Source organism: Gordonia sp. i37 (assembly GCF_002043085.1).
Lineage (GTDB): Bacteria > Actinomycetota > Actinomycetes > Mycobacteriales > Mycobacteriaceae > Gordonia > Gordonia polyisoprenivorans.
Genome location: NZ_MVPX01000125.1, coordinates 1 through 7,957, shown reverse-complemented (window position 1 = coordinate 7,957; position 7,957 = coordinate 1). Strand labels below are relative to the sequence as shown.

Here is a 7,957-nt window from a genome sequence, read left to right as displayed (position 1 = left end):
GGAGCCGTTCTGACCCGTACCCGCCTCCTCTGCGGTGAGCGTGAACGGTACGTCGGGGCCGTCCGGGGCCGGATTCGACTTCGGTTCGACGGCGGGCGATCCGTCGGTCACCGTGACGTGCGCGGGTTGTCCGGCGGCCACGGGTCGCGCGGCGTCGGGCGTCGGTACCTTGCCCTCGACGGGGACATCGCCTCGCTCGTCCGGTGAACCGCCGTCACCATCCGGCACGCGCACCCGCGCCGGTGCCTCGGTGCGTTGAGTCAGATCCCACTCGTCGGCGGATCGGGTAAGGATCGACAGAATTGCCTGCACACCGCTTTGAGTGGCGTGTGCGGTCGTGGTCAGCAGCGCGATCCGGGAGGTGATGTCGGCGGCGACCACAGCGGGCGGGACACGACCGGTCAGCACCGCCGCGGGTAGCTCGGGCAATGGCACGCCTGCGACCAGCGGCGATGACAGCCGGGCCACCGTGCGATACCAGGTACGCAGGATCTGATCGATTCCCGCCGCTGCGGCGCTCGTCGCCTCCGCCACGGAGCGGACCACCGCCAGATCGGCCTCGGCGCGGCGTTGGTGTTCGATCACCAGGCCGACGGCAACGGCTCCGGCACCTGACGACCAGCCGTGGTCGAGACGTACCTGCTGCTCGGGCAGCCGGTGCATCTGGTCGGCGACGACCCGGTGCACGGCGGCCAGCCGGCGTGCGTCGGCGGCCAGCCCGGGGATGTCGAGCCGTCCGGTCCGCGCCAGTACTGCCCGGAGTTCATCGTCGGCGGGGACGGCCACCCCGACGACGCGGCCGGCACCGAGCACCGAGATCAGGTCCTCGACGCCCGCGATCGCCCGATCACGTAGCGCGACAAGTGTTTCCGACGGATCAGCCATCCGAATCAGCTCCCGCCACCGCGGCGGACACACCTCGCGCCGCCTCGTCGTCGGCGGCATCGATCGCGGCGAGTCCGCGCGTCAGGAGCTCTGCGAGCGCCGCGGCCGACTCCGACTGATCACGCAATCGTCCGGTCAGCACCCGGCTGATCTCGGTGAAGCGGCCGGCGAGCCGGGCGTGGTCGTCATCGTCGGCGGCCCAGGTGCCGAATCGGTGCTCGTCGAGGTCGCCCGCGGCCACCGCGAGTACCTGCGAGGTCTTGCGATAGAAGTCGGCGACGGCGAGCACCTCGTCGGTTTCCACCGACACCCCGGCCCTCGACGTCACCCCGGTCGCCTCCTCGGATGAGGCTGCCTCGTGCTTCATACCGACTCCCTCCCCTGCCCATCATCACTCGCCTCGAGATGTCCACCGTGAGGTTGGACGCACGCGACGTCCCCGTGGTTCCCCTCACGCCAGGTTCACCCAACTGACCCAAGTCTCACGTATCGGGCGCCGACGTGCGCGGCTTTCTTCTCCGGGCCGGTCGCGCCGTCAGAGGTCGATGCCGTGCGCGCGGACGGCGTCGCCGAGCGCGGTGGGCCGCTGCTCCGGCGGGAGGTCGTGCACGAGTTCGAAGGCGGCGCCGATCCGGCGGGCTCCGCCGTCGGCCTCCTCGCTGTCCCCGACCATCAGGCAGTCATAGCCCGCCACGCCGAGCGCATCGAGCGCGGCATGGAAGATCCGGGGATTGGGTTTGATCGCACCGACCTCGTAGGACAGCGCGTACGCGCCGACGGTGTCGGCGAGGTCGTTCAGCGCCAAGACTTTTCGGAGATCGAAGGCGATGTTGCTGACGACGCCCACGGGAATCCGCCGGGCGGACAGCGCGGTCAAGACCGCCGCGGTGTCGAGGAAGGGTACCCACGAGTGCGGGTCGAGTACCCGTTCGTACAGCGATTCCGCCTGGCCGGGCACGGTGAGCCCAGAAGTGCGCAGCATCGCCAGATACGCGCGCCGATGTTGGACGGGATCGAGATCTCGCTGCTCCCAGGCGATCCGGTCGTCGTCGATGATGTCGGCGGGCAATCCGACCGGCTGGGTCATCCGGCGCACCAACTCGGCCTGCGCGTCGACGTGCAGCGGCCGGCCCTGCTGGTCGTGGAGGTCGGCGAACCACTCGTCACGTGCCTCGAAGCGGAAGAGCGTGCCCGAGAAATCGAACAGGACAGCCTTTGGGACACCGCTCATGACCGTGTGTGCGTCACGCGCCGGCGGTCTCGACGACGTCGGCGACGCGCGCGGCGATCGTGTGTGCCAGATCCGGGGTCGGTGCCTCCACCATCACGCGAACCAACTGCTCGGTTCCGGACGGGCGCAACAGGATTCGACCTCCGTCACCGAGCTCGGCCGCTGCGGCCGAGACCGCCTCGGTGACGGCCGCCGCGGTGGCGACCGCATGCTTGTCGGTGACGCGCACGTTGATCAGTTCCTGCGGCAACACCGTCATGACGGCCGCGAGATCGGCCAGTCGCGAGGAGCTCTCGACCATCTCCGCCATCAGCAGCAGACCGGTGAGGATGCCGTCGCCGGTGGTGCCCGAGGCCGGGACGACGATGTGCCCGGATTGTTCGCCGCCGAGCGAGAAGCCACCGCGGCGGAGTTCCTCGAGGACGTAGCGGTCGCCGACAGCGGTGGTGCGCAACGTGATTCCCGCTTCCCGCATCGCGATGTGCAGGCCGAGGTTGCTCATCACCGTGGCGACGAGCACGCCCTCGTGCAGGCGTCCGTGGCGGTGCAGCGCGGCTGCGAGAATCGCCATGATGTGGTCGCCGTCGACGATCTGGCCGGTGGAATCGACCGCGAGACACCGATCGGCGTCACCGTCGTGGGCCAACCCGAGGTCGGCGCCGTGTTCGAGTACCGCGGCCTGCAACTTCCCCATGTGGGTCGAGCCGCAGTCCTCGTTGATGTTGATGCCGTCGGGGTCGGCGTGAATGGGGATGACCGTGGCCCCCGCGGCGGCGTAGACCTGCGGGGCGATGAGTGACGCTGCGCCGTTGGCGCAGTCGACCACCACGGTCAGCGAGTCGAGTCGCACATCGATCGCCTCGGCCAGATGCCGGGCATAACGCTGCGACGCATCGGGCGCGTCGGACAGTCGGCCGACGCCGGCACCGGTGGGACGGGGCAACTCGGTGTCCATCGCCGCGGCGATACGGTCCTCGATCTCGTCGTCGAGTTTGTGGCCACCGGCGCCGAAGAACTTGATCCCGTTGTCGGGCATCGCATTGTGCGACGCCGAGATCATCACGCCGAACGCTGCGCCGTAGTCGGCGGTGAGAAAGGCGATGGCCGGGGTGGGCAGGACGCCGACGCGGATCGCGTCGACACCCGAGGCGGCCAGCCCGGCGCAGACCGCGGCCTCCAGCATTTCGCCCGAGGCGCGCGGATCCCGGCCGACGACCGCGCGGGGTCGGGGGCCGGTACCGAGAACGAACGCGGCGGCCGAGGCCAGGCGCAACGCGAGCTCGGTGGTGAGCTCGGCGTTGGCCAGGCCTCGGACGCCGTCGGTTCCGAAAAGGCGTGCCAAGTCAGCGCTTGGAGTACTGCGACGCCTTGCGGGCCTTCTTCAGGCCGTACTTCTTGCGCTCGACCGCACGCGGGTCGCGCGTGAGGAAGCCGGCCTTCTTCAGGGCCGGGCGATCCTCCGGGGTGACCTCGATGAGGGCACGGGCGATCGCCAGACGCAGCGCGCCGGCCTGGCCCGAGGGGCCGCCACCGACGAGCTTGGCGTAGATGTCGAACGACTCGGTGCGCTCGACGGTGACCAGCGGGGCCTTGATCAGCTGCTGGTGCACCTTGTTCGGGAAGTACTCCTCGATGGTGCGGCCGTTGAGGTGGAACTGACCGGAGCCGGGCACCAGGCGAACACGGACCACGGCCTCCTTGCGGCGACCGACGGTCTGGATCGGGCGGTCGATGACGACCGGGCCACGATCGAAGGCGGGCTCGGCGACGGCATCGGCGTCGTAGTCGTCGGCAGCCTGCTCGACCGACTCGACGGCCTCGACGGCGGCTTCGACGGCGCTCTCGGCAGCTGCGGTGTCGTCACCGGCGGCAGCCTGGACCTCGGCAGCGGTCTCCACGGCGGCCTCGACGGCCTCGTCGGAAATGTTCTCGTTGCTCACTGGGCCACCTGCTTGATCTCGAAGGGGACGGGGCGCTGGGCCGCGTGGGGGTGATTCGGGCCGGCGTAGACCTTCAGCTTGGACGCCATGGCGCGGCCGAGCTTGGTGTGCGGCAGCATGCCGGTGATGGCCTTCTCGACCACGCGCTCGGGGTGGCTCTCGAGCAACTCGGCAGTCGTCTGGACCTTGAGGCCACCGGGATGCCCGGAGTGCCGGTAGTTCAGCTTGCGCTCGGCCTTGTTGCTGGTCAGCGCGACCTTCTCGGCGTTGATGATGATGACGAAATCGCCACCGTCGACATGCGGGGCGTAGGTCGGCTTGTGCTTGCCGCGGAGCAGGTTCGCGCTCTGCACGGCCAGCCGGCCGAGCACCACGTCGGTGGCGTCGATGACATGCCACGCGTGGGTGATGTCACCGGCCTTCGGGGTGTAGGTAGGCACAGTTGGTCCTTCAACTCTTGTCATGGATGCTGGTCGGGCACGACGGCAGAGGATGTTCCGGCGACCAGTGGGGACCCGGGCCTCGACTACCTCCTCGCACCGCGCTCGATGAGCACGACGAGAAGGTGCCACGCACCAGCGATCCAGGCTACGCGAGAGCCCAGGTCAGGGTCAAAACACGCCTCACCCGCGCCGGCGGGGTACCCGTCGGCACCCGCAGGTCAGGCCGGGGCGATGCGCGCCGAGGCCACCGCCTGCGCGCATGGTTCGTCGACGGAGTCACCGCCGGTGCCGGCCTGGCATCCGACACTCACCTGTAGATCGTGCTCGACGAGCACGTACCAGCGGATCGGCGCACCCGATGCCGGGGCCTCGCGGTAGCTGATCACATCCCGCCCGGCGAAGCGGGTCGACGCGGAGAACTCACTGACCACGTCGTCGCCACGCTGGGCGATCCGATTGCGCAGGCTCAGCGCCACCGACGACGGCGTCGAGCCCGCCCGCACGGTGCTCTGGACCAGCAGGATGCGGCTACCGTCCTCGGGGGCGACGAACACGATGCGCGACTGCACCGACGAGGACGTCGCACCACTCGGCGCACTCTGCTCGGCCTGCTGCCAGTCGGTCGGGATCAGCAGACTCGTCCGCCCCTGGGTGACGCGGTGGTCGGCGGGCGCAGGTGGCCGGTCGTGTCGGGTCAACGCCACCGCGGCGACGACACCGACAACAAGCATGGCGACCGCCAATATCGCGCCGAGCACCTGCCATCGCGTCAGCTCCACACGCCGGCGCCCCGACGATGCGGCCACCCGCGCCTCGAGGTCGCCGAAATCCAGCGGCTCGAGGTGGGCGACGCGAGAACCCCAGCGGGCGATCAGTCGGCGATCGACCGACACGACCCGGCCGGCCACAGCGTGGTCGAGGATCAGGTCGACGGCCCGGCCCACCTCCGCCGGATCGTCACCGTCGACGTAGACCGCCTCGACGCCGTCGTCGATCGCCTCTTCGACCGCCGCGGCGTCGCCGGCCGTCGAGCCGGCCGGGCGGAGCACCGCGGAATCCTCGATCTCCCAGCCGGCGGCCCCGCGACGCAGACGCTGCACGCCCCAGCGCGGCGGCACCGGTGCGCAGTGGTGCGTGGGCCGGTGGGTGGTCTCGACGACGGCGCACCTGCTGACCGTCGCATCGGCATGGCTGCGGGCGACGAGGATCGCCCGGGGTACCAGCGTGATGTCCGGGCGCAGCGAGCCCGCGGCCCGGGTGAGCACCCCTCTACGAATGGCACCCCAGGTGCTGGGATGGCCGATGAGCAGGGGCCCGCGGTACCCGCCGATCATCTGCGCGAACACCTCACGCCAGCGTTGTTCGACGCCGATCCGGACCCCGCCTGCGACGATGACGTCCGCATCGATGGCCTCGAGGAGGTCGGTGACGTCCGGGCCGCCGACGGCACCGATCGTGGTGTGCCCGTAGGCGAGATCGATCACGAGCGGTCTCGCCGAGGTCGTCGTCGCGGCGCCCGGGATGCCCCGGTCGGTGGCCAGCATTCCCGTCATGGGGTGTCCGGACCGGTCGGGTCGGAGGTGGCGACCTGGATCATCTCCTGCGTGCGGGTGCGGGACACGAGTTCACCGCGGCCGGGCACCAACCGCTGCATGCGGGTTCGTCCGGTGATGTATCCCTCGTCGCGGTCACCGCTCATCAGCAGCATGTCCGACGAGAGATCCTTGAGTCGCCCGATCACCGGGTCGAACAGCGCCCGCCCGAGTCCGCCGGAGCGACGCGCCAACACGATGTGCATACCGATGTCGCGGGCGTGGGATGCCAGATCGATCAAGGGCAACAACGGATTCCCCGACGAGGTGGCGACCATGTCGTAGTCGTCGACGACGATGTACACGTCCGGTCCCGACCACCAGCTGCGTACCTTGAGCGCATCGACGGTCAGGTCGTCGGGTGGCAGGCGTTTGGTGAAGTACGCGGCGAGCTGGTGCATCATCTTCGTCGCGTTCTCCCCCGAACTTGCGTACCCGGCGAGATGATCACCGGTGATGATGCCGAGCATGGTGCGGCGGTAGTCGATCAACACGATCTTCACCTGATCCGGCGTGGCCCCGCCGACCAAACCGGAGACGATCGTTTTCAGCAGTGTGCTCTTGCCGTGCTCGACGTCGGCGAAGGCCATGAAATGGGGCTGCACACCGAAATCCAGGATGACCGGGGCGAGTTCGAGCTCCCCCACTCCGATGGCCACCTGGTGGGGACCGAGGACGATCTCGGCGTCGGCGACGAGCTCGGCAACGCGTGCCGCGGAGATCTCGGTGCCGAGCTTGCGCACCGGCAGTGCTCGCCGGTCGGGGTAGGCCAGCGAGATCGTGTCGAGGGCGAGTTGTCCGCCCATCGGCAATGTCGCCGGCGAGGGGTCGCCGTCGAGGCGCGGTAATGCCACCAGCAGATGCATACCGTCGGGGCTGAGTCCACGACCGGGCCGGTTGTGCGGCACCTGCGAGGCCGCTTTGCGTCCGAGCTCGGAATCCATGGCGTCACCGAGGCGTAGTTCGAGTCGACTGCCGATCAGGTCCCGCATCGCCGGGCGGACCTCGGCCCAGCGGGTGGCCGTCACGATCAGGTGGACGCCGTAGGAAAGCCCCTGGGAGACGATGATCCCGATCTGTTCTTCCAGGAACTCCATCTCCCCGCGCAACACGCCGACCCCGTCGAGAACCAGGAACACATCGCCGTGCGGGTCATCGGCGAGCGGATCGTCGGGCCCGGTGCGGCCGGTCCGCATCCAGTCCTGGCGCCGCGCACGGTAATCGGACATCGACTCGATACCGAGACGGGCGAACCGCAACTCCCGCGCCCGCACCACCGCGGTCACCTCGGCGACCGTGCGACGCACCGCGTCCATGTCGCCGCGGGTCGCGACCGAACCCACGTGGGGCAGGCCCGCGATACCGGCGAGGGAACCCCCACCGAAGTCCAGACAGTAGAACTGCACCTGTTCGGGGGTGTGGGTGGCGGCCGCGGCGACGATCAGCGTGCGTACCGCGGTCGACTTGCCGGTCTGGGGGCCGCCGACGACCGCGACGTTGCCTGCCGCACCGGACAGGTCCAGGACGTGCTGGTCACGGCGCTGATCGAAGGGCCGGTCGATGACGCCGACCGGTACCCGCAGATCGCCGGGTGCCGACGGTGTCGAGAAGTCGCGGTCGCCGATCAACCCGTCGACGGTCGGCGACTCGTCGAGCGGTGGCAGCCAGACCTCGTGGGCGCTGGGCCCGGCTCCGGCGATCCGTCCGACCAGGGTCTGCAGCAGGGACGGAACACTCACAGTTCCGGCGGTCACGCCCGCCGGCTCCGGTGGGGTGTCGGAGGTGGCGGTGGACGCAGGTGGGGTCGACGCAGGTGGGGTCGACGCAGCGGGGGCCGACACGGAAGGGGGTGAGGAGGCGGGCGGC

At 69.8% G+C, this 7,957-nt stretch carries 8 protein-coding genes; all 8 read right to left on the bottom strand.

The features are described 5' to 3' along the window. Nucleotides 1-885: hypothetical protein (locus B1964_RS05960; protein ID WP_079929215.1), on the bottom strand; the 885-nt coding region annotated here is incomplete at its 3' end. After that, entirely contained in the window at nt 878-1,252 is a 375-nt protein-coding gene (locus B1964_RS05955) for a hypothetical protein (protein ID WP_006372228.1), read from the bottom strand. The genes B1964_RS05955 and B1964_RS05960, both read right to left, overlap by 8 nt. Nucleotides 1,253-1,420: 168 nt before the next feature. Next, nucleotides 1,421-2,116 carry an HAD-IA family hydrolase gene (locus tag B1964_RS05950; RefSeq protein ID WP_079929214.1) on the bottom strand — a complete coding sequence of 232 codons (696 nt, stop codon included), beginning with the start codon at nt 2,114-2,116 and terminating at the stop codon, nt 1,421-1,423. Between the two features lie 13 nt (nt 2,117-2,129). Continuing rightward, entirely contained in the window at nt 2,130-3,458 is a 1,329-nt protein-coding gene (gene glmM / locus B1964_RS05945) for a phosphoglucosamine mutase (RefSeq protein WP_006372230.1), read from the bottom strand. A 1-nt stretch (nt 3,459) separates the two neighbouring features. Beyond that, complete coding sequence (rpsI, locus tag B1964_RS05940) at nt 3,460-4,056, bottom strand: 30S ribosomal protein S9 (RefSeq protein WP_079929213.1); 597 nt, start codon at nt 4,054-4,056, stop codon at nt 3,460-3,462. Beyond that, nucleotides 4,053-4,496, bottom strand: a complete 444-nt coding sequence (gene rplM, locus B1964_RS05935; protein ID WP_006372232.1) for a 50S ribosomal protein L13 — start codon at nt 4,494-4,496, stop codon at nt 4,053-4,055. Before rplM ends, rpsI begins: the two co-directional genes overlap by 4 nt. A gap of 221 nt (nt 4,497-4,717) precedes the next feature. Continuing rightward, nucleotides 4,718-6,052 (bottom strand): type VII secretion-associated protein, encoded by a 1,335-nt coding sequence (locus B1964_RS05930; protein ID WP_253193899.1) that lies wholly within the window; start codon nt 6,050-6,052, stop codon nt 4,718-4,720. Then, nucleotides 6,049-7,957, bottom strand: a 1,909-nt coding sequence (gene eccCb / locus B1964_RS05925) for a type VII secretion protein EccCb (RefSeq protein ID WP_253193898.1), incomplete at its 5' end; no start/stop codon positions are given. The genes B1964_RS05930 and eccCb, both read right to left, overlap by 4 nt.

What these genes read in the sequence shown, in the direction of transcription:
- B1964_RS05955 (WP_006372228.1), bottom strand. Translation starts at nt 1,252, where the DNA reads ATGAAGCACGAGGCAGCCTCATCCGAGGAGGCGACCGGGGTGACGTCG.
- B1964_RS05950 (WP_079929214.1), bottom strand. Translation starts at nt 2,116, where the DNA reads ATGAGCGGTGTCCCAAAGGCTGTCCTGTTCGATTTCTCGGGCACGCTC.
- B1964_RS05930 (WP_253193899.1), bottom strand. Translation starts at nt 6,052, where the DNA reads ATGACGGGAATGCTGGCCACCGACCGGGGCATCCCGGGCGCCGCGACG.